The sequence below is a fragment of the uncultured Sulfitobacter sp. genome (assembly GCF_947499945.1).
GTDB lineage: Bacteria > Pseudomonadota > Alphaproteobacteria > Rhodobacterales > Rhodobacteraceae > Sulfitobacter.
In genome coordinates, this window is sequence record NZ_CANMQD010000006.1 from 1 (window position 1) to 22,631 (window position 22,631).

General features: G+C 57.5%; 26 protein-coding genes and 1 riboswitch. Of the genes, 13 read left to right on the top strand and 13 right to left on the bottom strand.

Annotation, left to right across the window (positions count from 1 at the left end):
* Window positions 1–769, top strand: a 769-nt coding sequence (locus tag Q0775_RS17595; protein ID WP_298864099.1) for a universal stress protein, incomplete at its 5' end; no start/stop codon positions are given.
* Here the strand turns inward: Q0775_RS17595 and Q0775_RS17600 are convergent.
* Window positions 759–1,451 carry an endonuclease/exonuclease/phosphatase family protein gene (locus Q0775_RS17600; protein WP_298864102.1) on the bottom strand — a complete coding sequence of 231 codons (693 nt, stop codon included), beginning with the start codon at window positions 1,449–1,451 and terminating at the stop codon, window positions 759–761. The genes Q0775_RS17595 and Q0775_RS17600 overlap by 11 nt on opposite strands.
* Before the next feature lie 68 nt (window positions 1,452–1,519).
* Here Q0775_RS17600 and Q0775_RS17605 point away from each other — a divergent pair, with 68 nt between their 5' ends.
* The 5 genes from Q0775_RS17605 (at window position 1,520) to Q0775_RS17625 (ending at window position 6,849) form a co-directional block, all read left to right on the top strand.
* The gene (locus tag Q0775_RS17605; RefSeq protein ID WP_298864104.1) at window positions 1,520–2,173 is read left to right on the top strand and encodes a hypothetical protein; all 654 of its coding nucleotides are present in this window, start codon (window positions 1,520–1,522) and stop codon (window positions 2,171–2,173) included.
* Between the two features lie 95 nt (window positions 2,174–2,268).
* A complete protein-coding gene (locus Q0775_RS17610; RefSeq protein ID WP_298864107.1) occupies window positions 2,269–3,714 on the top strand; it encodes a YfcC family protein in 1,446 nt (481 codons plus the stop codon).
* Complete coding sequence (arcA, locus tag Q0775_RS17615; RefSeq protein ID WP_298864110.1) at window positions 3,711–4,934, top strand: arginine deiminase; 1,224 nt, start codon at window positions 3,711–3,713, stop codon at window positions 4,932–4,934. The genes Q0775_RS17610 and arcA overlap by 4 nt, the downstream gene beginning before the upstream one ends.
* Before the next feature lie 4 nt (window positions 4,935–4,938).
* A complete protein-coding gene (argF, locus tag Q0775_RS17620; protein ID WP_298864113.1) occupies window positions 4,939–5,940 on the top strand; it encodes an ornithine carbamoyltransferase in 1,002 nt (333 codons plus the stop codon).
* On the top strand, window positions 5,941–6,849 hold the full coding sequence (locus Q0775_RS17625; protein ID WP_298864116.1) for a carbamate kinase: 909 nt from the start codon (window positions 5,941–5,943) through the stop codon (window positions 6,847–6,849).
* On the opposite strand, the gene Q0775_RS17630 is transcribed toward Q0775_RS17625, so the two are convergent.
* On the bottom strand, window positions 6,846–7,145 hold the full coding sequence (locus tag Q0775_RS17630; protein ID WP_298864119.1) for a chaperone modulator CbpM: 300 nt from the start codon (window positions 7,143–7,145) through the stop codon (window positions 6,846–6,848). The two genes, Q0775_RS17625 and Q0775_RS17630, sit on opposite strands and share 4 nt — an antisense overlap.
* Window positions 7,142–8,077 (bottom strand): DnaJ C-terminal domain-containing protein, encoded by a 936-nt coding sequence (locus tag Q0775_RS17635; protein ID WP_298864122.1) that lies wholly within the window; start codon window positions 8,075–8,077, stop codon window positions 7,142–7,144. The genes Q0775_RS17630 and Q0775_RS17635 overlap by 4 nt, the downstream gene beginning before the upstream one ends.
* 152 nt (window positions 8,078–8,229) lie before the next feature.
* On the opposite strand from Q0775_RS17635, the gene Q0775_RS17640 reads away from it, so the two are divergent.
* The 7 genes from Q0775_RS17640 to Q0775_RS17670 all read left to right on the top strand — a co-directional run bounded on the left by Q0775_RS17640 (window position 8,230) and on the right by Q0775_RS17670 (window position 14,252).
* Complete coding sequence (locus tag Q0775_RS17640; protein ID WP_298864125.1) at window positions 8,230–9,075, top strand: universal stress protein; 846 nt, start codon at window positions 8,230–8,232, stop codon at window positions 9,073–9,075.
* A 21-nt stretch (window positions 9,076–9,096) separates the two neighbouring features.
* A complete protein-coding gene (locus Q0775_RS17645) occupies window positions 9,097–9,588 on the top strand; it encodes a ClbS/DfsB family four-helix bundle protein (protein ID WP_298864372.1) in 492 nt (163 codons plus the stop codon).
* Between the two features lie 201 nt (window positions 9,589–9,789).
* A complete protein-coding gene (locus tag Q0775_RS17650; protein ID WP_298864127.1) occupies window positions 9,790–10,800 on the top strand; it encodes a permease in 1,011 nt (336 codons plus the stop codon).
* A gap of 14 nt (window positions 10,801–10,814) precedes the next feature.
* A complete protein-coding gene (locus Q0775_RS17655) occupies window positions 10,815–11,051 on the top strand; it encodes a thioredoxin family protein (RefSeq protein ID WP_298864130.1) in 237 nt (78 codons plus the stop codon).
* Window positions 11,052–11,131: 80 nt separating this feature from the next.
* On the top strand, window positions 11,132–12,355 hold the full coding sequence (locus Q0775_RS17660) for an HlyD family efflux transporter periplasmic adaptor subunit (protein WP_298864133.1): 1,224 nt from the start codon (window positions 11,132–11,134) through the stop codon (window positions 12,353–12,355).
* Entirely contained in the window at window positions 12,352–13,527 is a 1,176-nt protein-coding gene (locus Q0775_RS17665; protein ID WP_298864136.1) for an FtsX-like permease family protein, read from the top strand. The genes Q0775_RS17660 and Q0775_RS17665 overlap by 4 nt, the downstream gene beginning before the upstream one ends.
* Window positions 13,527–14,252, top strand: coding sequence for an ATP-binding cassette domain-containing protein (locus Q0775_RS17670; RefSeq protein ID WP_298864138.1), 726 nt, complete (start codon window positions 13,527–13,529; stop codon window positions 14,250–14,252). Before Q0775_RS17665 ends, Q0775_RS17670 begins: the two co-directional genes overlap by 1 nt.
* Before the next feature lies 1 nt (window position 14,253).
* Here Q0775_RS17670 and Q0775_RS17675 read toward each other — a convergent pair whose 3' ends face one another.
* From Q0775_RS17675 to Q0775_RS17720, 10 genes are all read right to left on the bottom strand, one after another.
* The gene (locus tag Q0775_RS17675) at window positions 14,254–14,913 is read right to left on the bottom strand and encodes an adenosylcobinamide amidohydrolase (protein WP_298864141.1); all 660 of its coding nucleotides are present in this window, start codon (window positions 14,911–14,913) and stop codon (window positions 14,254–14,256) included.
* Window positions 14,910–15,665, bottom strand: coding sequence for an ABC transporter ATP-binding protein (locus Q0775_RS17680; RefSeq protein WP_298864145.1), 756 nt, complete (start codon window positions 15,663–15,665; stop codon window positions 14,910–14,912). Before Q0775_RS17680 ends, Q0775_RS17675 begins: the two co-directional genes overlap by 4 nt.
* On the bottom strand, window positions 15,662–16,642 hold the full coding sequence (locus Q0775_RS17685; protein WP_298864147.1) for an iron ABC transporter permease: 981 nt from the start codon (window positions 16,640–16,642) through the stop codon (window positions 15,662–15,664). Before Q0775_RS17685 ends, Q0775_RS17680 begins: the two co-directional genes overlap by 4 nt.
* Window positions 16,642–17,505 (bottom strand): ABC transporter substrate-binding protein, encoded by an 864-nt coding sequence (locus Q0775_RS17690; RefSeq protein ID WP_366863715.1) that lies wholly within the window; start codon window positions 17,503–17,505, stop codon window positions 16,642–16,644. Before Q0775_RS17690 ends, Q0775_RS17685 begins: the two co-directional genes overlap by 1 nt.
* Complete coding sequence (locus tag Q0775_RS17695) at window positions 17,492–19,318, bottom strand: TonB-dependent receptor (RefSeq protein WP_298864149.1); 1,827 nt, start codon at window positions 19,316–19,318, stop codon at window positions 17,492–17,494. Before Q0775_RS17695 ends, Q0775_RS17690 begins: the two co-directional genes overlap by 14 nt.
* A 125-nt stretch (window positions 19,319–19,443) precedes the next feature.
* Window positions 19,444–19,655: riboswitch (cobalamin riboswitch) on the bottom strand.
* Between the two features lie 59 nt (window positions 19,656–19,714).
* Window positions 19,715–20,620 (bottom strand): TonB family protein, encoded by a 906-nt coding sequence (locus Q0775_RS17700; RefSeq protein WP_298864151.1) that lies wholly within the window; start codon window positions 20,618–20,620, stop codon window positions 19,715–19,717.
* A complete protein-coding gene (locus tag Q0775_RS17705) occupies window positions 20,617–21,006 on the bottom strand; it encodes a biopolymer transporter ExbD (protein ID WP_298864154.1) in 390 nt (129 codons plus the stop codon). Before Q0775_RS17705 ends, Q0775_RS17700 begins: the two co-directional genes overlap by 4 nt.
* A gap of 2 nt (window positions 21,007–21,008) precedes the next feature.
* On the bottom strand, window positions 21,009–21,386 hold the full coding sequence (locus Q0775_RS17710) for a biopolymer transporter ExbD (RefSeq protein ID WP_366863716.1): 378 nt from the start codon (window positions 21,384–21,386) through the stop codon (window positions 21,009–21,011).
* A complete protein-coding gene (locus tag Q0775_RS17715; RefSeq protein WP_298864160.1) occupies window positions 21,379–22,050 on the bottom strand; it encodes a MotA/TolQ/ExbB proton channel family protein in 672 nt (223 codons plus the stop codon). The genes Q0775_RS17710 and Q0775_RS17715 overlap by 8 nt, the downstream gene beginning before the upstream one ends.
* Window positions 22,050–22,481: a hypothetical protein gene (locus tag Q0775_RS17720; RefSeq protein WP_298864162.1), complete on the bottom strand. Its 432-nt coding sequence runs from the start codon at window positions 22,479–22,481 to the stop codon at window positions 22,050–22,052. Before Q0775_RS17720 ends, Q0775_RS17715 begins: the two co-directional genes overlap by 1 nt.
* Window positions 22,482–22,631: the final 150 nt, after the last annotated feature.

Genomic DNA, 22,631 nt, shown 5'->3' on the forward strand with positions numbered 1-22,631 from the left:
TCCACTCGCGCGTAAACACAATGCGCATCTGATCGGATTACATCCCATTGAGGCGCTCAACGTGTACCCCGGGGTTGCGATGTATATCCCCGACTCGACCTTTGAGGCATTTAACAAGAGCCAGAAAGAAGCGTCAGCGCAAATCAAAGCGGTCTTTGATAAACATACCGCTAATGAAGATTTTGTCAGTGAGTTCCGTTTGCTGCGGGCCGAAACAGCCACGGCCGCAGAGCGGATTGTAGAATCTGCACGTGCCGCTGACCTTGTGATCATGTCCCATCAGGATCAGGAGAACGACCGCTACGACCAGCGGGGCGTTCAGGCTCAGGTGATCCGCGAAAGTGGTCGCCCTGTGATCATTGTGCCATTGGACTATGATGGTCCCGAAATCGGCGCCAATCTACTATTGGGGTGGAGCGATACGAGAGAGGCGGCCCGTGCAGCGCATGATTTGCTCAGCGTTGCAGATGAGGGTGCCCAGCTTACCGTGCTGCGCGTAGGCGCTGCGACCCACGACCCCCTCCAAGACAGCGACGCGATTGATGTCGTGGAGATGTTTGCAAGACATGGCCTGAAAACCAAGCTGGAGCACCGCGAAGCAACCGGAAGCAGCATTGCCGAGACATTGGGCGCCGCTGCGTTTGAAGAGGGCGCGGATTTGATTGCAACAGGTGCGTTCGGCCATTCCCGCGCCTATGATTTTGTGCTGGGCGCAACCACCTATGCCCTACTGCGGGATCAAAAAATTCCGGTACTGTTCAGTAAGTAGCGGATGGCACAATGACATCGGACCATATCGGCAAATGGTCCGATGCAACCCGTGCAAGCGGACCCTGCTCAACACCTGCATCGCGCAACGCAATACCTTGTGTCAGCGCAAAGCGGTCCAACGCCGCCATTGGTCGCCGCGCATGAAAAGAGCGGCCGGGACTGTATGTCTCAAACCTTTCGGCCAAAGGCTCAAACCCCTTATCAGCCGACCATTCATTAAAATCACCCGCCATGATGACGTGACCCTCACCCGCAGTGGCCTGCGCCAAAACAGCAAGCTGCGCACGGCGGTCACGGCGTAACAGACCCAGATGGGTAGCCACCACAGTAACCCCCACCCCGACATTCAGCGTCAGACGCACAGCGCCGCGCGGCTCAAGCCCCGGCAGCTCCAGCCGTGCAGTATCGCGCACACTCAGCCCTTTGCGCACCAATACGGCATTACCGTGCCAGCCAATGCTGATGTCATTTGCACAGACGTCGACCAATTCAAAATCGGTCTCGGCGTCGATCATCGCACGCGGTATTGCGGGATGACGTGGGCCAAGGCGCTTGTCCGCCTCTTGCAAAACCACAACATCCGCGTCCAGCCCGTTAATAACTTGGACGGTTCGCTCAGGACGGCGCTTTTGGTCCAGCCCACGGGCTTTGCGGATATTATAGCTGGCGATACGTAGCATTCTATCGGTCATAGGATGTATATAGGAACGATACCCCCAAGATTTAACGGCAAAGCGATGATGAGCCTATGAGATTGATAAAAGACAGCAGCCCGCGGATCCTTGTCATATGGGCAATGCTGCTCATTGCGGGGCTTGTCGCTCTGAGCCTTGGGCGGTGGTCGCTGGCCTTTGTCAGCTTTGCCACATTGGCGCTTTCATTGCTCCCGCCCCTGCTTGCGGCCCGCTGGTCACTGGTGCTGCCGCTTCCCTATCTGGTCTTCACAACGTTCTTCTTTTTCGCGTCTATCTTTTTGGGGGAGGCATTTGATTTTTACGAACGGCTCTGGTGGTGGGATCTGGCGCTGCACGGCTCTGCCGCTGTGGGGTTTGGGCTGACGGGATTTCTGTTCGTTTTTATGTTGTTTGAAGGGGACCGTTTCGCCGCCCCGCCTTCGGCGATCGCCTTCATTACCTTTTGCGTTGCCATGATGGTCGGCGCGATGTGGGAGGTGTTCGAATTCACGATGGATACAACATTTGGTCTGAATATGCAGAAGTCGGGCCTTGATGATACAATGGCTGATCTGGTGCTCAATGCCATTGGCGGGCTGATCGCCAGCTTGACGGGCTATGTCTATCTTGTGCGTAATACTGCTGGCCTGCTGGGGATGGGGCTGTCGGAATTCATCCACATGAACCAGCGCCTTTATCAAAAGTACAAACACCGCCTGAAGAAATAGAGTCCGCCTGCGCGTTGATTGATCAATCTCAATCGCGCATTGCCCTCCCGCGTCATGATCCTCCCGACAATGTGTTCATTTTGGAGGATTTCACGATGGTTATGGCACCGCACTACGGCACGCCGCAGGAGCCAAAGCCGCGCGGCTGGTTTCCAACAGCGTATACAGTTCTTTTCGCACTCATTATTGCAATGGCCGCCCTCACGTGGATTGTTCCAGCGGGCGAATATGAGCGGGCAACAAATCCCGCACTGGGAAAAGAAGTTCCGGTTCCGGGAACCTACAGCACAGTGGAGGCTGCGCCCCAAGGTCTGCTTGACGTCCTGATGGCCCCGATCGCAGGTTTTTATGACCCCGTCGAATATACCGCAAACGCCATTGATGTGTCGCTGTTTGTGCTGGTTGTTGGTGGCTTTTTGGGCGTGGTGACGGCCACAGGCGCGATCAATACAGGCATCGCCCAAGCCATGAGGCGTCTTGAAGGGCGCGAAAAATGGATGATCCCGATTATGATGGCCCTCTTTGCTGCGGGCGGCACGACCTATGGCATGGCCGAAGAGACGCTGGCGTTTTATGTGTTGCTGATCCCCATTATGATTGCCGCAGGCTATGACGCGCTCACGGGTGTGGCGATTATCATGTTGGGGGCGGGCGTGGGGGTCATCGGCTCCACCATCAACCCGTTTTCAACTGCGATTGCCTCCAACGCGGCGGGCATCACTTTTGCAGACGGGATGCCACTGCGGTTTGTCATCCTCGGGCTGTCATGGCTCGCGGCTGTCGCTTTTGTAATGCGCTATGCGGAACGTGTTCGCCTCGATCCCAGCCGCTCACTGGTCGCTGATATGAAGGAGGCCAATGAGGCGCATTTTCTGCAAAAGCACACTGCTGAGGCGGACGCGCAGCTGACAGGTATGCAAATCGTGATCCTCATCCTTTTTGCAGCAACATTTGTGATCATGGTCTGGGGCGTTTCCTCCCAAGGGTGGTGGATGGCCGAGATGTCCGCGCTTTTTCTTGCGGCATCCATTGTGATCGGCACGCTCGGCTGGCTGGGTGAGAGAGTGCTGACCCATGCCTTTGTTGAGGGCGCCCAAGATTTGCTGGGCGTGGCGCTGGTTATCGGCCTTGCACGCGGAATCGTGATCATCATGGATCAGGGCCGGATCACCGATACCTTCCTGCATACATTCGAAGGGTGGATTTCGGGCATGTCAGATGTTGCCTTCGTCAACGCATTGTTCGGCATTGAAGCGTTAATGAGCTTTCTGGTCCCTTCCACTTCGGGCCTTGCCGTGCTGTCGATGCCTATCATGGCACCGCTGTCCGACTTTGCCGGAGTGAGCCGCGATTTGGCAGTAACTGCATTCCAGACCGCCATTGGCATCACCAATCTGGTCGCCCCCACCTATGCGGTTGTGATCGGCGGGCTGGCCATCGGGCGGGTACCGTATAACAGATGGTTGCGCTTTGTCTGGCCGCTGTTAGTGATACTCTCGCTGATGTCCATGGCGCTGCTCAGTGCTGCGGTGATGTTATGACCGCGCCGCTTGGAGTATACTCGGAAGTGGGGAAATTGCGCACTGTTATGGTGTCCCGCCCTGGTCTGGCACATGAGCGGCTAACTCCCAGCAATTGCGACGCGCTGCTGTTTGATGATGTGTTCTGGGTCGATGAGGCCCGCAAGGATCACTTTGCCTTTTGCGAAAAGATGCGCGACCGCGACATTGAAGTGCTTGAGCAGCATGACCTGCTCACCGACATCCTTGATCTGCCAAAGGCCCGCGCATGGCTGCTTGATCGCAAGATCACCGAGGACCATATCGGTGTCGGCATGATGGATGAGCTGCGCGGCTGGCTGAACGAGATGCCCTCCGCCAAACTGACCCAGTTTCTGACGGGCGGGATCACGGTAAGCGATCTGCCGTTCAAACCGCACAGCATGTTCGGCAGGTTTTTAGGGCCAGACGGATTTGTCCTGCCGCCGCTGCCCAATCTCATCTTCACCCGCGACACCAGCTGTTGGATTTACGGGGGTGTCACCCTCAATCCGATGCATTGGCCCGCACGGCAGCAGGAGACGCTGATCGCCGCTGCGATCTATAAATTCCACCCGCGCTTTGCGGGAAAAGCCAAGGTTTTGTGGGGTAATCCTGATCAGGATTTTGGCCCCGCCACGCTGGAGGGCGGCGATGTGATGCCCATTGGCAAGGGCTGCGTGCTGATCGGAATGGGAGAGCGGACAACGCCCCAAGCTGTGGGCCAATTGGCGGTTTCCCTGTTTGATCAGGGCATGGCCGAGCGGGTAATCGCCTGCCAGATGCCTGCCTCTCGCGCGGCGATGCATCTGGATACGGTCTTTTCCTTCTGTGACACCGATCTGGTCACCAGCTTTACGCAGGTCGCAGATAAAATTTCTTGCTATTCGCTGTACCCCGACGCCAAACACGCGCTCAGCGTTGTCGACGAACCCGGTCACATATTTGACGTCGTGCAAGACGCTTTGCACCTTCCATCGCTGCGCATCATCGGCACGGGTGGCAACCACTTCGAGCAAGAGCGTGAGCAGTGGGACGACGGCAATAATGTTGTCGCTTTAGAGCCGGGTGTTGTGCTGGCCTATGACCGCAACGTGCACACCAATACATTGCTACGCCGCGCAGGTATCGAAGTCATCACCATCCGCGGGGCCGAGTTAGGCCGCGGTCGCGGTGGTGGCCATTGCATGACCTGCCCCATTTCCCGCGATCCAGTGGAGTAACACTATGTCCTTTAATCTCAGAAATCGGTCCTTCCTTTCCCTGCGCGATTTCACGCCGCAAGAAATCAAATTCCTGCTCAAACTCTCTGCCGATCTCAAGGTCGCAAAATATGCGGGCACTGAACAGCAGACGCTAAAAGGCCGCGAGATTGCGCTGATCTTCGAGAAAAACTCGACCCGAACGCGCGTGGGGTTCGAGGTCGCGGCCCATGATCAGGGTGCGCATGTGACCTACCTCGGCCCCTCGGGCAGTCACATCGGCAAAAAGGAAAGCATCAAGGACACAGCCCGCGTATTGGGCCGTGTCTATGACGCCATTGAGTATCGCGGATTTGGACAGGAGGTGGTCGAGACATTGGCACAATGGTCTGGTGTACCTGTTTATAACGGGCTGACGGACGAGTTTCACCCGACCCAGATACTCGCCGATGTAATGACCATGTCGGAGCATGTGGACAAACCCCTGAGCCAGATCGCATTTTGCTTTATGGGCGATGCGGGCAACAACATGGGCGACAGCCTGCTGATTGGCGCAGCCAAGCTGGGCATGGATGTGCGCCTGTGCGGGCCAAAATCGCTGTGGCCTGACAAGGCGATCGTAAAAGCCGCACTGGAGGAGGCAAAGGCCACTGGTGCGCGTATCCTGCTCACTGAGGATGTGCAGCAAGGCGTATCGGAATGCGACATTATCTATACCGATGTGTGGGTCTCGATGGGCGAGGAAGAAAGCGTCTGGGGAGAGCGGATCAAACTGCTGATGCCGTATCAGGTGAACGCCGAAGTGATGAAGATGACAGGCAACCCGCATGCAAAATTCATGCACTGTCTGCCTGCTTTTCATAACACCGAGACAGAAGTCGGCCAGCATATCCACGACACTTTCGGGCTGGATGCTATGGAAGTTACAGAAGAGGTATTTGAAAGCCCCGCCTCGATTGTATTCGATCAGGCGGAAAACAGAATGCACACGATCAAGGCCGTGCTGGTCGCGACATTGGGTTCTTGAATGCGTATTGTTGTAGCCTTGGGCGGTAACGCTTTGTCGCGACGTGGAGAGGTGCTCACCGCTGAGGGACAACGCGCCAGCATCCGTGTGGCGGCCAAATCCCTCGCGGGGCTGTTGGCGGCAGGCCATGAAGTGGTGATCACCCACGGCAACGGGCCCCAAGTCGGCTATCTCGCGCTTCAGGACGGCACATTTCCGTTGGATGTTCTGGGCGCTGAAACGGACGGCATGATCGGCTATGTTCTGCAACAGGAGTTGGACAACGCCTATGCGCCAGAGACCAAATACGCGACCCTTCTGACACAGATCGAAGTCGACCCTGAGGATCCTGCCTTTCGCGCGCCGAGCAAGTTTATCGGCCCGATCTATACGCAAGCAGACGCCGCAAAGCTCAGCGCCGAGCGGGGCTGGACCATTGCCAAAGACGGGGCGCATTTCCGCCGGACTGTCCCTTCGCCGCGCCCGCGGCGCATTCTCGAGCTGGACGTAATCAACCTCTTGCTGGAGCAGAAGGTAGTTGTCATTTGTGCAGGCGGCGGCGGCATTCCTGTCCTGCAAAAACCCGATGGCACAATGATCGGGGTTGAGGCAGTGATTGATAAGGACCACGCCAGCGGTCTCTTGGCGCACAAACTGAACGCCGATGCGTTTTTGATGCTCACCGATGTCGAGGGGGTCTTCGAGAATTGGGGAACACCTGATCAGGCTATCATCCGACAGGCGACACCTGACGCACTTGAGCATATGTCCTTCCCCGCAGGCTCTATGGGGCCAAAGGTGGATGCCGCATGCGATTTTGCCCGTGCAACAGGAGGCTTTGCAGCAATCGGCCGCTTGACCGATTGCATGGCCCTCGTTGAGGGAAGCACAGGCACGCGGATTACTCTGGCAATGCGCGGTTCTGATTAAACCGTTTCAAGCTGTGCGAGGCGGCGCAGAATAGCGTCACGCTCCTCCAACAGGTCCAGCACCAAAGCCACCCCAGCCGTGTTCACACCCAGATCGCGGTTCAGGCGGTGCGCTTTTTTGGCACGCACAATGCTGGCCCCCACAAAGCGCCAGTTCCCGCGTGTGCTCCCAATCGGCTCCAGAACGCCGTGCTCGACCAACTCAATGACCCAAGTCTCATCCGCCTGACAAAACCGGCATAGGTCGTCCAAGGACAGCGCATCGACGATATCACTTTTCAATGTGGTTTTTTTCATTTCCCAACTCCTCCAAAATGGGCCCGTGGATTGAAAGGCATTTCTTTTGCCATCTTCTCGAAAAACGCGCGCGCCTCTTGTGTTGTCGCATCCGGATTGACGATTTTCAGGGTAGCATAGATGTTGCCAGCGGGCGCACCAGGCAGACCCTTCCCCTTCAGACGCAGCTTTTGCCCGGACCGCGCGTTTTTCGGGATACTCAGATCGACCTGCCCATCCGGTGTGGGCATCACAACATGCCCACCCAATGCCGCCTCCCAGGGGGTAACGGGCAAGTCTAAAAAGAGGTCCTTACCCTCAGCGCGGAACACTGGATGCGGCGCAAAGCTGACTTCGAGAAATAGATCACCCGCGCCCCCCTGCCCTTGCACACCTTGTCCTGCCAGACGAATATGTTGTCCCTGCGCAATCCCTTTTGGCACACGCACAGCGATCTTGCGGTCTTGCAAGCTTACCGTGCCGTTTGGCCCCACAACAGGACTTCTGAGACTAAGAGTACGCTCCGCACCGCGGTAGGCATCCTCCAATGTGATTTCGATCTTGCCGTGGCTATCGGCCCCTCGGCCTGCTCCTGCGCCCGGTGCTGCCCCCGCCTGACGGCGAAACAAAGTCTCGAAAAAATCGCTGAAATCTGTGTCACCATGCGGTCCACCCTCAGAGAAGGAGTAACCGCTATCCCAATCGGGTGGCGGCCTGTACTGGCCTTGACCTTGTGGCGGCTCCTGACCCAGTTGGTCATAGGCTGCACGCCGCTCCGGGTCTTTGAGAACCTCATAGGCCTCGCTTATTTCTTTGAATTTTGCCTCGGCATCTGGGCCAGTATTGATATCGGGATGATATTTCCGCGCACCTTTACGGTAAGCGGCCTTAATCTCCTTATCACTTGAAGAGCGTTCGACCCCAAGTGCTTTGTAGTAGTCTTTGTAGTCCATTTGCCAGCCATCCGATCCTCTAGTGTTGTGTCAGAGTGCCAGAGAAATCCAGAAATGATTTGATCTTTGTCAGTTGCGCAGGTTTGCGCTGTGCCAATTTGCGGTGTGGGCCTTGCTGTTGGGCTGAATGATACGCGAGATTGGAGAAAAGCATGAAACGTCGGACAATTGTCTATGTGATGAACAGGAAAACAACGGATGCGCAGATTAACGAGGCTGCGGAGGCCGCTGCACAAGATCAGAACCATCTCCACTGCTTGCTTTTGGCGGCCCTTCCAAGTTTGCCAACCTATTTCTATGGCGGCACCGCCTATGGTGGCGTAATTCTGCCCGACAACTGGAGCGATATCGTCGCCAACGGGAAGAACGAGTTGGTCGAACGTGTTGATGAAGTTGAAAAGTTGCTCGCCAAATCGGCTGTGTCGGGCGACGTACAGTCCGCAATGTGTGTCTCTGTCGACATCAAACATCACGTCGCCCGTGCCGCCCGTGTCAGCGACGAAGTGCACTTTGCCCCCAATCTGCGCGACACGCCCGAGTTTTTCTACGAGGCTGCTGCCGGTGTCTTGTTCCATACGCCCGTGGGTTTCAGAGTGAACGGCGCGGCAGACTTGAAGTGTGAGCGCGTTTTTATTGCATGGAACAGCAGTGATGCCGCAGCAAGTGCAGTTCACGCCGCGCTGCCCTATCTCAAAGAGGCAAAAGAGGTCGTCATCGCTTGTATTGATCCCGTCGTCACAGCAGAGAAGGATGGACAGGATCCGGGCACCGACGTCGCCGCATGGCTGAGCCATCATGGCTGCAATGTCACTGTCTCACAGTTCCCCAGCGGGGGCCGTAACACAGCACGGTGCATACAGGATCACGCAAATGAGTTTGGTGCCGATCTGGTGGTAATGGGCGCATACGGCCATGCGCGGATGATCCAGACAGTGTTTGGTGGCACCACTCAGTCGATGCTTGAGCAAACAGACCTGCCGGTATTGTTCGCGCATTAATCCGGCCAAGGGGGCGGTACAATAGCCTGCACCAGCAAGACGGAGCTGATTGACCTGACGGTCAAAGAGTTCTCCAAGCTCAGACAACTCATCACCCCCCTTGATGAGGTGCAGGCCAGCTTGGGTGCGGACGGCACGTCCATCAGGGACGTCATTGGCCACCGCGCCCATTGGATCGATCTTTTTCTGGGTTGGTACTCGGATGGCAGTGCGGGAAAGGAGGTTTTCTTTCCCGCCAAAGGCTACAAATGGAATGATCTCAAACGGTATAATGCCGATCTACGCAAGCGGCAGGCAGATTTGGATTGGGATGCCGCACGCGCCCTGCTGGACGACCGCAATGACGCATTGGTCGCATTTTTGACGGCAAAATCCGATGCCGATCTCTATTCCGGCCCGATGCAAGGTGCGGAAAATACATGGACTTCAGGGCGGTGGGCAGAAGCCTCAGGCCCAAGCCATTATCGATCAGCTGCCAAATTTATCCGCGCTGTGTTACGAAGCAACACCTGAAGTTCAGAGATCATAAGCCCTGATGGCCGTCAACGGACCTGCCACAGGGTTAAAGTGCCACTTCTGATTTACCGCAACATCATTTGTCACCATGCCACAGATTGCGGAGCTGCATTGACGCAGGTCAAATCAGGATTTTTCGGAACCTCTATACTTACCTAATGCAACGACCCCATTTCACGTTGCCGCACCGGAGTATGCATGCGCGATATTTTCATCTGGCTCAACGACCAGCTGCTGCGGATGCAGTGGCTGTCGGACCTCGTCACGCTGCTGGTGCGCGACGTTTTCGGCCTTGATCCCGCCAGCCAGATTGGCGGGAGCGTCCATTTCTTTATTTATGATGTGATCAAGATTTTCATCCTTCTGGGCGTGCTGATCTTCACCATCTCCTATGTCCAAAGCTATTTCCCCCCGGAACGGACACGCCGCATTCTTGGTCAGCGACAGGGAATTGGCGCGAACATCGTTGCCGCTTTGCTCGGAACGATCACGCCGTTTTGCTCATGCTCCTCCATTCCCTTGTTCATCGGATTTACCAGTGCAGGCCTGCCACTTGCCGTGACCTTCTCCTTCCTGATTTCCTCTCCACTGGTCGATCTTGCCTCGGTGATCCTGCTCGCCAGCATCTTTAACTGGAGCATTGCGCTCGCTTATGTGGTGATCGGACTTGTGCTGGCAGTCTTGGGCGGCACCTTGATCGGGTGGCTGAAGCTGGAGGATCAGGTAGAGGCGTTTGTGTATCAAAGCCCCGTGACCGACCATGACAACGATGGCAAAATCAGCCGCCGCGAACGGCTCAGCTATGCCCGCGATCAGGTGATCGAGATTGTTCACCGTGTCTGGATTTATGTTTTGATTGGAGTGGGCATCGGTGCTGCGATCCACAACTGGGTGCCAGAAACATTCATCTCTGCCCTGCTCGGTCAGGACAAATGGTGGTCCGTTCTGGTTGCCACACTTGCAGGAATTCCGATGTACGCCGACATCTTTGGCACGCTGCCCATCGCGGAGGCGCTGGTTGAAAAAGGCGTCGGTTTGGGAACAGCGTTGGCCTTTATGATGGCCGTGACTGCCTTGTCTTTGCCGTCGATGATTATGCTCAAGCGGGTTGTGAAACTTCCCCTTCTGTTGGTTTTCATCGCCATTGTAACGGTCGGCATCATCCTCATCGGATATATTTTCAATGCCACCGCCCCTCTTTTCGTCTAAACAGGAGATATGATATGATCATCAAAATACTCGGCTCGGGCTGCAAAAAATGTCTGGCACTCGAAGCAAACGTCAAGGCAGCACTGTCAGAAGCTGACGTCAAAGCGGAAGTCGAAAAGGTAACCGATTTTGTCGATATTGCGCGGTACGGTGTCATGTCGACACCCGGCCTTGTGATCGATGAAAAGGTGGTATCGAGTGGACGCGTGTTGACCCCACCGCAGATCAGCGCTCTTCTTCCGACTGCCTGAAATACTGCTGCTTTCTTGGTCATCTTAAGAGCAGAAAACAGCACCCTCTATTTCAATTCCAATCTGCCGAAAGGCCCCCAGTGAAACCTGACACCTCCAACACGTCGCCCGACTTGCCGCTTGCTGATACTGGCGTGACCAAGGCAGACATGGCTGCGGCACCAAATGCGGTGGGGCGATCCCGCCTGTTCCTGATCCCGCTCTTTCTGGCAACCCTCTTTTCTGGGGCGGTGATTGGCATGTATTTCCAACCACCCGGCCTGCGCATATTTTTCAATACCACAGGGTTGGAGCCGGGTGCTGGTACGAACACACCCATTGCTGTCGCCATTCAGCAGGTCACGACCCAAGAACAAGTTGCAGTCATCAGCGAGGGGGATGTTGTGGCACTGGGAAGGATCATTCCGCGCGGTGATGTGATCAGTGTCGCGACCCCGTCAGGTGCGGGTGACGCGCGGATTGCTGAACTGCGTGTTGCCATTGCCGATGATGTCGAAGCGGGGGATATTCTCGCAGTCCTCGACAACCTTCCCCAACTGCAAAGCGCTGTCGCCTCCGCCCAAGCGGCATTGCGCGTGCGCGAGGCGAACCTTGCCCAAACCCGCGCCTCCAATACCGCCAGCCTGGCCGAAGCGCAGGCATCGCTTGAGCGGGCGAATGCGACAGCAACAGTTGCGCAGTCAGACCTTGACCGCGTCACTGCCTTGTTTGAACGCGGTGTAACCACCCGCGCCGCATTGGATCAGGCGATTGCAACGGCAACTCAGGCGGCCCGCGATGTAGAGCGGACCCAAGCAACACTGTCGCGCTACGCCACAAGCTCGGAAATTGTGCAGGCCGACATTGCCGTGGCACAGGCCAATCTAGAAGCTGCCCGCGCCACACTTGCCAGTGCGGAGCAAGATCTGGACCGCGCGTATGTGCGTGCGCCAGAGCGCGGCAAAGTCCTTGATATCAATGTACGAACCGGAGAGCGCCCCGGCACGGCAGGCATTATCGACCTCGGCGACACCTCGCAAATGACAGTTGAGGCCGAGGTCTATCAAACCATGATCGGACGGGTGGCGATTGGCGATCCTGTGACCGTCAACGCCGACGCACTCGCGCAGGAATTGCGTGGCACTGTCACTGCTATTGGTCTTGAGATCGGGCGGCAGTCTATCACCTCAGACGATCCTGCCGCCAATACGGATGCCCGTGTGGTTGATGTGATCGTGACACTCGATGCAGCTTCCTCGCCCCTCGCGGCCCCCTTTACCAATCTCGAAGCGATTGTGCGGATTGACGCTGGCCGCACCCCATGAGCCGCCTGCTGACGTATCTGTTCGGACGCTTGCCCATCGGCTGGCTGCAACTCACCCATAGCCGTGGACGGTTCTTTGCCGCTGTGGCTGGTGTCGCATTTGCGAACCTTCTGGTGTTCATGCAACTTGGAATTATGGGTGCCTTGAATAGCTCGACCGTAGCGCCCTATGCGATCCTCAATGCCGACATCATTCTGTCATCCGAGGACGGTAATACCCTCACCGATGGTGGACATATTCCACGGGCGCGTATGTTTCAGGCACTCGGCGTCGCAGGTGTCACCGATGCAACGCCGCTGTTTATAGGGAATCTGCCTTTCACGCTTGAGGATGGATCGTCAGTCTCGCTTCTCAGCTTTGGCATGGACATTGCCAAACCAGATTTTACCGCGCCCGTGATTGCCCCCGCTCTTGAGCGGCTGAGCCTTGAGAACACCGCCCTTCTGGATAAGGGCACGCGCGGCATGCCGACCGCAGTTATTGATGCGTTGACAGACGGCGAGCGATTCAGCTTTGAAACAGGCGGTGACACGCTCACCGCGATTGGCACTATGGATATTGGCGGCGGGTTTCTGGCCGATGGGATGATGATGATGTCCGACCAGACATTCTTGCGCGTGTTTCCCGCTAGGTCCAGTGGGGCGCCCAATCACATCCTGTTGCGCACGGGGGAGGGCATCGCAATCGACACTGTCGTTAAGCGTTTGGAAACAACCCTGCCACGCGGCAACCTGCGCATCCAAAGCATGACAAGCTCTGCCGCCAACGATCTGGCCTATATGTCCACAGAACGCCCCACTGGTATCATCTTTGGATTTGGTGTCTTCATGGGCATCCTCGTGGGACTGGTCATCGTCTATCAGGTGTTGTCCACGGATGTGGCCGACCATCTGCGCGAATACGCGACCTTCAAGGCGATGGGCTATGGCCAGTCGTTCTTCTTGGGCATCATATTCGAAGAAGCAATCATTCTCGCAGTGTTTGGGTTCATCCCCGGCTTCATCGTCTCGGTGGGGCTTTATGCTGCTTTAGTCTCGGTCACAGGCCTGCCTGTTGAGATGGAGACAGGTCGCGCGATCCTTGTGTTCCTCGGCACCCTCGCAGCATGTAGCATATCTGGGGCCATCGCCACCCGCAGACTTGTCCATGCTGATCCGGCGGATTTATTCTGATGACGGATGCTCCTATCTCAACGCAAAACCTTGACCATTTTTTCGGTACTGGCGATGCGCGAAAGCAAGCCCTTTTTGACATTAATCTGGAAATCAAACGCGGCAGTCTGACCGTCCTGATGGGGCCATCAGGATCGGGCAAAACAACTTTGCTGACCCTGATCGGCTGCCTGCGGGAGGTGCGCGATGGCGATGTGCGCGTCCTTGGCCATGACCTCAACGGTGCGAGCGAAACCGTCCTTGTAGGGTTGCGCCGCCGCCTTGGATTCATCTTTCAGGCCCATAATCTGCATGAAAGCCTCACGGCGACACAGAACGTATTGATGGGATTGCAAGTGCACGGAAACACCGATGTGATCAAAGCGCGTCATGCTGCGCATCATATTCTCGATCTTCTGGGATTGGCAGACAGGCGCAATTACCTCCCCGGCAACCTGTCAGGCGGGCAAAAGCAGCGCGTCGCAGTCGCCCGCGCTCTTGTCTCTAACCCGGAGATTATCCTCGCTGATGAGCCGACCGCCGCATTGGATAAAGAAGCGGGCCATACGGTCGTCCAGATGCTAAAATCATTGGGCAGCACACGCGGCACAACCACGGTGATGGTGACGCATGATCCGCGTATTCTTGAAATGGCCGACCGGATCATCAGCCTCGAGGACGGGCGGGTCGTATCGGACACGCTACAATCAGCAAACCAGCCTAATCGCCCTCAGTTAAAAGTCTGACCTACAGGTTCATTGCAGGTTTCACAGTTTGCATCCACTCCTGCGCACCCCCGAGCGTGGCGTTATACACCGCTTCGCCAATCGCTTCGCCGATGGCAGTGTGCAAACCCGCGTAATCGGATGTGCCAATCGGGGAAGCCACCGCAATACAGTCTGTACCAGTGCCAGTCGCGCTGCCCGTCGGGAGCGCCAGTCCAACATCCATAATCGCCGCAGTCCGTGCTTGGGCGACGATCGTCAGTGCTTCGATTAAGCCCGTCTGGCTAAGGCCACTTTGCAACGAGACGGCAATATTGATCGTCCCCCAATCCATTTGACTTCGGTCAACACGGTGGCCAATGCGCTCTGCGTTCGACAGGCCCACTGTGGCCACGCAATGTGCAACCACACCCTCCACGGTCGCAGTCGCTTCGGTGTAGAAACCAACATCGCGCGAGGTGAGGAAACACACAGCGTCACTCTGCCCGCGCTCTGCCAGCGTATCCTTAAGCCAGCGGTGCACATCCATATCGCGGGGCAGGTCGGCATTGCGCACTTCGCGCCATAAGATGCGGTCCGCCATTACAAAGCCGGGCTTGTTAATCGCCCAACTCAGCACCCGCATCTCGCGGCCCAGATCAAAGATAAGCCATGGCCGCTCTAGCGTAACCCGCGCGGTCATAACGCCTCCAGCGGTTGCAGGATAAATCCGTCAGATGTCTGCGCCGTAAAGGCCGTAATGCCGAAAACATCGCGCAGGGTTTCGGGGGTAAGCACGTCTTTTGGCGTCCCGTCGGCGACCAGCGTGCCGTCATGCACCACCAGCAATCGCGTACAATGACGCGCCGCCAACCCGAGGTCATGGAGCGACACAATCACCGACGAGCCGCTTTTCGCCAACTCCGCAAAACAGGCCATGGTCGAAATCTGATGCGCGGGATCAAGCCCTGCAACAGGCTCGTCCGTCATCAACAGCGGCGTTTCCTGCGCCAGTGCACGCGCAATTAATACCCGCGCCTGCTCCCCTCCCGACAAGCGTGTGGCAGTACGTGAGGCAAAATCCGTCAGCCCCATATGCGCCAGTGCTCGGTCAATCGCCGCTGCGTCCTGCGCTCCGATAGCGGCCCCCTGCCCCAGATGCGGGATGCGCCCCAAAGCAACCAGTGTGCGCACATCAACAGGCCATGCAATCTCGCGCGCTTGGGGCATCCATGCAGCATGTTTGCCGCGCGTCGCAGGCGCAATCTCGGCGAGCGAGGACTGCCCCGCACAGGGGATCAACCCAAGAATCGCACGCATCAGTGTCGTCTTACCCGCCCCGTTCGGACCGATCAAACCGACCATTTCACCCTGCGCCACATCGAAGCTGATCCCGTTCAGAACGGGTCTGCTGCGCAAGGTGACGCTGAGGTTCGTGACAGACAGCAAGCTCATAACCCTTCCCGTCGCGTGCGGTAGATGAGGTGCAAAAACAGCGGCGCCCCCACGATTGCGGTCAACACACCCAGCTTCAGATCACGCTCGGGCAGGATCATCCGCACCGCGATGTCAGCGGCCAAAAGCATAATCGCGCCGCCCAGTCCCGAGGCCCACAAAAGCGCACCGGGGCGTGCGCCGACAAAAGGGCGCAAAATATGCGGCACGACCAGCCCGACAAAACCGATGGCACCCGCCACCGCAGTTGACGCACCAACAACTGCGGCTGTGCCAAAAATGAGCGTGAGGCGCAGGCGGGTGAGGTTAATGCCCATCGCCGCCGCCGCATCCTCGCCCAAGGTGAGCGCATCAAGGCCACGCGCGGTGCGCATTAGCATGAGACAGCCAATCAAAATCAGCGGCAAAGCAATCCAGACATGCACCATCGAGCGATCGGCGAGCGAGCCCATCATCCAGAATACAATCTCGTTCGCGGCAAAGGGGTTTGGCGACAGGTTCAGCACCAAGGAAGTCAGCGCCCCTGCCAACGCTGAAATCGCAATCCCCGCAAGGATGAGAGTGAGCGAGGAGCCGCGTGGTCCAGCAAGCGCCATCACAGCAAATACACCAATCAATGCACCCGCCAGCGCAGAAGCAGGCAAGGCAAACGCAACGGCCCCCGCAATGCCAGTTTGAATTGACAAAACAGCGCCAAGTGCTGCCGAGCCTGACACACCAATCAATCCGGGGTCTGCCAGCGGATTGCGCAGATACCCTTGCATCGCCGCCCCCGCCACGCCGAGACTTGCCCCGATCATGAGCGCGAGCAGCGCACGGGGTAGCCGGATTTCGCGCATCACCATGGCGATGGGACTGTCCCCCCCTTTGAGCAGCGCCATGATGCTCTCACCCAGTCCCGCCTCGGCAGGCCCAATCAGCAATGAAGCAACAAACAGCACACAGACACCAGCGCCAAGCGAGAGCATCAGGCGCATCAGTTCCGCGCCTCCAGTTCGCGCCGCGCTTGGGCCATGTCGCGGATCGCACGGGCCACAAACGGTGTCCCGCAGACCCAGTCATGATCGGTGAGCGCCGCAGTGCCGCCCTCTCCGCGCAATTCGCCAATTACAGGATGGTCCATGATCTCTTCCGCACGGCTCCCTCCGGGATAGCGCCGTGCAGTGATCATCAGATCGGGCGCAATCATCGCCAGCATTTCAAGCGGAAGTTTACCCCAGACATACCCCTCCTCCGCAGGCGCATTGCGCAGACCCGCAGCGGCCAAAATCTCCCCCGCTAAAGACTCGTTTCCCGAAGTATAGCCGTTGGCATAATAGAGTGCGGCGCGGGGCATCTCATCCTTCGGCAGAGCTGTGGCAGGATCAATGCGCAGGGCGGCAAGGTCGGCGTCAAACTTTGCGATCAGGGCTTCCGCCTGCGCCTCACGGCCCAAGGCATTGCCCATCTGGCGCATCCGCGCACGCACATCCGCCAGCGAGTTTACGATATCGAATTGCACCACCTTGATCCCCAGCCGCCGCAGCAATGCAATGGTCTCGCGGTTGGAATAAACGCCAGCCACCACCAGATCGGGGCGCAGGACATGCACCTCCTCGGCGCGACCGGCATTGATCGGATACTGCGCCGCCTCATCCGCCATCGCAGATACGCGACGGTCAAGGGAGATGCGGCTGACCGAGATCAGCTGCGCGGGCGCGGCAAGTAACATAGCAAGCTGGTCGGTGCACAGGTTCATCGAGACAACACGTGCAGGCACATCCGCATAAGCAGGCGCCCAAGCGGCGACAGCCAGACAGGCCGCCGCCGTCAGTCGCTTTATGCCATCAGAATTCAGCACGCAGCCCCAGATAGACCGCACGGCCCGGCTGGTTAAAGCCGCCTGCGGTCTCGTACTTTTCATCAAACAGGTTCTCGACACGCAAATAGGCCTCGGTGGTGTCGGTCATGTCATAAGACAGGCCCATGCCGACCAACGTGTAATCGCCCACAAGGTTATCGGCAGGCGCAAACGCACTCGGCACAACATCGGCCACGTAACGCACATCGACATAACCGCTCAGACGGTTGGAAAAGTCGTTGGACAGGCCAAGCACCAGATCATGGCGCGGGGTCCGTGTCTGGCGCACGCCTTCGGTCTTTGCATCGGTATAGGTATAGGCACCGTAAAAGCTGGTGCCCTCGCGCAGGACATATTCCCCCGACAGTTCCACCCCTTTGGACACAGTCGTTCCCGGCACTTGGTTGTAGCAGCCAAAGCCCGATGCGCAGGCCGTGGATGCGCCGTCAAATTCGATCCGGTTGTCCACTTCGGTATAGAACAATGTGGCCTTCACCCCGCCAACATCACCGTAAGTTTTCTCGACACCCAACTCGAAACTGGTGCTGTCCTCGGGCTGCAAAGCAGCATCGCCATACAGGCTGTAGCGCTCATAAAGCGAGGGGGCGCGGTAGCCTGTCCCGATCACGGCGCGGAACAGCAAATCCTCACGCGCACGCCAGACACCTGCCAAACGCCCTGTCGCTTGTCCACCAAAGGTCGAGTTATCATCATAGCGCAGTGCCGCCGAAAGATCGACGCTGTCACTCGCCGCGAACAGCAATTCTGCATTTATCGACGTGTTATCCTCTGAGGCAACCACAGCATCCAGCAGCGCTTCTTCCTCGGTATAATCCGCCCCGAAGGTCAGCGTGGTACGCGCGCCCAGTTCTGCGGTGCCCTGATAGGTCAGGCTGTTACGCTGGCCATTGAAAAGCTGGGTGAACCCCAAGGGATCTTCGCGATCGTTCTCGAAATAGCTGTAGCTGAGAGTATGGGTCACAACTCCCGTCTCAAGCCGCGCAAAAACCCGCGCGCCCTTCTCGGTAAACAGGTTCGTGCCAGTGGCATCACTGCTGAAACTGCTACGGTCAATATCGACCTCGCCATCGCGGTAGCGCAGCGCCATACCGAATGTCAGGCGGTCTGTAGCGTCATATTCCGCAGTGGCGTCAATGGTCGTCTGGTCAAAGCCGTCGTTTTCATCGTTGAAACTTTGCGCAGAAAACCCGTCCGTTTTTATCCGACCGTAGGAGAACGCCACAAAGCCGTTCTCGGAGCGGTGGCCGATGTTCATCCCGCTTGAATAGGTATCATAAGTCCCTGCCTCACCGTGCAGGTTGCCGGAAAATCCCATCTCTTCGGGCGTGAAAGTGCTTATGTTGACCACACCCGCAATCGCCTCGGAGCCATAAAGCGCCGATTGCGATCCCTTGAGCACTTCCACACGATCGATGCCCGACGAGGTCAAACCGCCAAAGTTGAACTGGGTCTGCACGCTGGAGGGATCAGTCACGTCGATCCCGTTCACACGCACCCCGACATAGCGCGATGAAAGCCCCCTGATCTGGATGCTGCCCGAATTGCCCAAACCGCCGTTCGAGGTGGAGTTGACACCGGGCAAGCGGTCAAGACGTTTTAACACAGTTGTATCATTGCTGCCTGCGTCCTCGCCCTCAAGCACCTCAACGGTGGCGCCCGTGCGGCCCACCTCAACGGGGGTGAGGTTGGAAGAAAGGGCAATCGTGCCCAAATCAAATGTTTCCTGCGCAAAGGCAGGGGTCAGCATAAGCGGTGACAAGGCTACGGAAGCCAGAAGTGAAGAACGGATCATAAGTATCCCTCGGGTTAGACCCTAAACAGGGTCAATAGACGTATGTGTCAGATGAGGGGCATGCCCCCGCAGACGGTGAAAACACCACAAGCGGAAGATCCGCAGCCCTGACGCCCCACGCGCCCGGACAGGGTGAACACTTTGGCAGGTCTCCTGACTTGCGGGTCAAAGTTTGGCCGGACCTTCCCAATGCACGCATGCACCAGTGGTATATTCCGACGTCACTCGCCGCTCACAGTTGCGGGGGCAGTCGTGGATTTGGCACCTCTCGGCGCACGCACCACGTTCCCTATTATCCGACGGACAAGCCGCCAGAACCAAAGCACCTTAACGCCTAGTGCAAAGCAGAATGTTTTGGAAGGGGATTCGTTTTGAAACCGGGTTTTCAGCCAGAAGCTATCGCCCTTTTATCCTGATTGAAAACTGCCGCTGCGCTCCTGCTGGGGGGCGTGGAAAAGGCGCCGCCTTGCGGATTAAGCCGATTGCCGCCTTGTCCAGTGCGGCCGAACCCGAACTGCGGGCAATGGACACACGTGCCAATCCGCCACCTGAGGAAATTGTAAAGGCAACCACTGCCGTCCCTTTGGAGCGTACCCGCGGCTTGGACTGGCGCGATATGCGGCGCATCACTTGACCGGGATAGTTGCTGGCGGCGGCATTGCCCGCCTTCGTTGCCCGCTTTTTGCTTTTGCCTGACGTTTGCGCTTTTGCGGTTTTGGATTTTCCGCTCTGCACCCCTTTGGTGTTGTTGCGCTGTGCATTGCCGCGCGTCGTCTTTTGCGTTTCGGCATGCTTTTGCGCACGCTCCGCCCTTTTGCGCTCTTGCTCTTGGGCGACTTTTGCAGCCAACGCGGGGTTTTTCACCGCAGGCCGCTTTGACAGAGCCGGCGCATCGCTCTCCGGCGTCTGCGCCACGATCCTCTGCGAGGGTACCGCTGGAGATGCCGCAATAAGGGCCGGTACAGCCGTGAGTGCTGTCACAGTCAAAACAGGTGTTGCCGCGTCAGCATTGGCTGTGAGCACTGTGGAGGGCGTGAGTGTCTGCAAGGGTTGGACAGGTTCTGCGTCCACACCCGCCGTCACGATTTCCGCTGGCGCGACCTTCGCTTCATCCGTCGTGAGCGCCGTGAGCGTCCCCACCGCCATATCCTCAAACCGCGATCCCATACGCGCTTCGGCAGTTGGACCACCGCCCTCGATTTCTATCCGAGGTTTGGATGTGCCAAATTGCGCTGCACCCGTAACCACACCAGCCGCGAGGACCAATGACACAAGTTTCGCAAGAAGCGAGCGCGGGATCATTCCAGCGCCCTTTGCGTCACAAGCATCACCCGTTCAGCGCCCGCAGCCCGTAACTCTCGCGTCAGCGTAACAAGCGTTTTTGCAGGCAATGCACGGTCAGGCACTACACGCACAACCGCGCGGTCCTCCTCTGAAAGACTTGCCACAAACGACGCCGCATCGCTCTGGTCTTGGCCTTCAAACCTTAGGCGTCCGTCAGGATAGATCACCAGAGCATCAGGCGGCGCCTGATCATCGAGTGCGCCCGTCTCTACCAGCTTGAGCGCGGGATCAAGTGGCTGTGCCAGCGTGCCAGCCACCATAAAAAACACCAGCATCAGAAACACGATGTTGATGAGGGCGATTGTCGGCTCGCGCTGCGGTTTCGTGTTGGCAAGACGGCGCATCTCTAGCCCCCCAAAACCGAGATCTGCAAGGCAGGCCAGCGGCGCAATGCGACCAGCACATCCGTTAACCGCTGCGCATCCACATCCGGCCCAAGCGAGATAAGCAGAGGTGTGCCCTCAACTGCATCCGCCAAGGGTGAAGCGGCCAAAGACCCCAAAGACAGATCGTCACCATTCAGGCGCAAACTCAACACGCCCAGTTCAAGAAACAAGGGCTTCACATCACTGGAAACAGCCATGCCTGTGCCAGCCGCTGCCAGTTCAATCTCGGCGAATTTTGAGAATGTCGATGTCAGCATGAAGAACAACAACAGTAAAAAGATCACGTCAATCAAGGACGTCATCTGGAGCCGCCGTCGTCTTGCTCGCGCTTTAGCCATGGAGCGCCATCGCATCAGGTGCCGTATCAGGCTGAGGCATAACACCTGCGCCTGTCGGGTGCAAAATCGTGAGCAGCGCCTTGTCTGCGATCACCCGCTCCGCCTCCATTCGCTGCTCGAACCAGCTCAAGATCAGGGCCGTCGGCATCGCAACCACTAGGCCCACAGCCGTAGTGAGCAACGCCACCCAAATGCCCCCTGCCAGAATGGACGGGTCCACTTGAGAGCCAGCGGCCTGCAAAGCCTGGAACGCTTCGATCATGCCCAAGACAGTACCGAAGAGACCCAGCAACGGGGCAAGTTGTGCAACGGAATCGAGCAATCTGAACCCTGTTTCCAGCTGGGCAAACTCTGCTTCGGCCTCGGCTTGCAAACGGGCGACCTCCTGATCGGGGCCAGACATCGCCATTCTCACAACGGGCACCAAATAGCTGGTAGAGCGCCCCAACGCGGCTTGTGCTGCACCACGGTCGCCGCGGTCCCATGCGCTCACCGCCTCCGACAGGGCGGTATGTCGACCCACGCCAGCACGCTGAAACTGCCACGCCTTATAGATAGCAACAGCAACGGCGAGCACAGCAACCCCCATCAGAATGACAACAACAGGCCCCCCCGTTTGCGCGATCTGGCGCAAGGGCGCGGCTAAGCTGAGGATCGTTTCCATCAACCCAATACCTCGATTTCCGTACGCGACGACGGCATCAAGCCGCTTTCGCAAACGCGCGGGTCCAGCCCCGCGCCCTCACAGGTATTCGCACTGTTGAACAGAACGCGCCCCAACTGCTCACAGGTGGTTTGCGGAATTACAAATTGGCGCACGCGCGGACGCGCAGGCGGCAGTGTCCCGAAGTCAAACAGCGTCAGACGGTCAACCTGTCCGTCACTGTCAAACAGCACTGTCTCGTAGACGATTTTATCAATCGCTATCTCGGTACCGTTGGTGATCAAAAACGTAAGCTTGCAGGTGTCGCCCATCGTCTCGGTCGCGTTCAGCTCGATCGACAGGCGTCCCGAAATGTCACTCTCCTGCGCCACAACAGACTGCGTGGCGAGGATCAGAGCAGCGGCCCAGATAGGGAATGTATGACGGGGCATGGAAACTCCTGATTGTCTCAAACCCGCAGCTTGCGGAGCGAATTTTACGATTATTCTAGGTGCAGCAGCACGGGCGGTTCCGCGACTGCCTAACACCGCCACGCCATTTTCGCCAAGCGCTGTTTTCAACCCTCATGCCCGTTCGGCGCA